This window comes from Chromatiales bacterium (genome assembly GCA_014762505.1).
In the GTDB taxonomy this organism is placed as follows: Bacteria; Pseudomonadota; Gammaproteobacteria; order SpSt-1174; family SpSt-1174; genus SpSt-1174.
Window position 1 is genome coordinate 1 of the sequence record JABURS010000001.1, and the last position, 1341, is coordinate 1341.

The window sequence follows — 1341 nt, forward strand, 5'->3', positions numbered from 1 at the left end:
CTAGCAGGCTGTTGAAAAACCCAATCCACAAGCGGATCGGCGTCCGGTAAAATGCCAGGCATCGCCCCAGCAATGAGAAGAACGATGCGCGGCACCGATCTGCAGCAAGCGGGACTGTTCAGCTACGTCTCTGCGGAGGCCCGAATTCCACAGAGCCACCCGCTCCGTCCGATTCGGGCGATGGTGGACACCGCTTTGAAAGGGCTGACAGGCCGATTCGAAGCGATGTACTCGCAGGTGGGTCGTCCGTCCATTCCGCCTGAGAAGCTGTTGCGTGCCCTGCTGCTGCAAGTGTTCTACTCGATTCGCTCCGAGCGTCTTCTGGTCGAACAGCTCGACTACAACCTGTTGTTTCGCTGGTTCGTCGGACTGTCGGTGGATGACCCGGTGTGGGACCACTCCACCTTCTCCAAGAACCGTGACCGGCTGCTGGAATCGGACATCGCCGAGGCCTTTTTCCGCCAAATCCTCGACCAGGCGCAGGCCAAGGGGCTGACCTCCGACGAGCACTTCAGCGTGGACGGCACCCTCATCGAAGCGTGGGCCTCGATGAAGAGCTTCCGTCCGAAAGACGAAGACGATAGCGATAGCGACGGCGGGCGCAACGCCGAGCGTGACTTCCACGGGGAGAAGCGCCGCAACGACACCCACGCCTCGACAACCGACCCGCAGGCCCGGCTGTACAAGAAAGGCAAGGGCAAGGAATCCAAGCTCTGCTACCTCGGGCACACCCTGATGGAGAACCGCAACGGCCTGATTGTCGATGTCGAAGTGACCCAGGCGACCGGTACCGCCGAGCGGGAAGCGGCCATCGAGATGCTGGAACGGCTGTCGACGGCGGAGCGGATCACCGTCGCAGGCGACAAGGGCTACGACAGCCAAGCCTTTGTCGAGAGCTGCCGTAGACTCAAGGTCACGCCTCATGTGGCCCAGAACACAACGAACCGTCGCTCGGCCATTGATGGACGAACCACCCGCCACCCCGGCTACACCGTGAGCCAGACAATCCGAAAGCGCATCGAAGAGGGCTTCGGCTGGGCCAAAACGGTCGGCGCCTTGCGAAAGACAAAATTCCGGGGCTTGCCTCGACTGAACTTCCAAGCGCGACTGACCTTCGCTGCATACAACCTCATTCGAATACGAAACTTGGCGGCGGAGGTGCCCGGATGACGGGCGTAGTGCGCCCGAGAGGCCGCTTTGAGCACGGCCTGGGTGCCGAATACGATGCAAATGCCAGTTTATCCGGTGCGATTCCGGCGAAAAATGTTCATGAGTGAAGTGAAATTCCATCATCTGGGAGTCAGGGCGCCCGAAGTGGTGGGTTTTTCAACGGCCTGCTAG

Annotated in this window: 1 protein-coding gene; it reads left to right on the top strand. The window is 60.6% G+C overall.

What is annotated here, in order from left to right; all coding sequences use genetic code 11:
- The first annotated feature begins 84 nt into the window (after positions 1–84).
- Positions 85–1170 (top strand): IS5 family transposase, encoded by a 1086-nt coding sequence (locus tag HUJ28_00005; protein ID MBD3617852.1) that lies wholly within the window; start codon positions 85–87, stop codon positions 1168–1170.
- Positions 1171–1341: the final 171 nt, after the last annotated feature.